The 255-nt window shown below is 70.2% G+C and carries 1 protein-coding gene; it reads right to left on the bottom strand.

The features are described 5' to 3' along the window. On the bottom strand, positions 1–187 hold a 187-nt coding region (locus RVY79_RS20535), incomplete at its 3' end, for a hypothetical protein (protein ID WP_317466438.1). Positions 188–255: the final 68 nt, after the last annotated feature.

The raw sequence follows: 255 nt of genomic DNA, 5'->3' as shown, positions 1-255 counted from the left end.
AGCGCCGGGCCGGAGCCGAGTAGCGAACGGTAACACGGGCCGGTGCCGGCTCGGGCAAGGGCGCCGCGAGCGTGCGGCCGGCCAGTTCCCGCATGCGGGGAAGCGCGGCGGCGATCGACGAGAAGATCGTCCAGCCGGCGACGGCGAAGGCAGCGGCGAACAGCAGAACGCTAAGCAGTGCAGTCATCACTTGGCTCCCAAAACGCGCCTTGCCCGGCAAGAACCCTGCGATTCCAACCCCTTGGCGCCCGCCGA

The sequence above is a fragment of the Chromohalobacter sp. HP20-39 genome, from assembly GCF_033052815.1.
Lineage (GTDB): Bacteria > Pseudomonadota > Gammaproteobacteria > Pseudomonadales > Halomonadaceae > Chromohalobacter.
The sequence above is the reverse complement of the archived record's forward strand: the minus strand, read 5'-3'. Positions and strand labels throughout refer to the sequence as shown.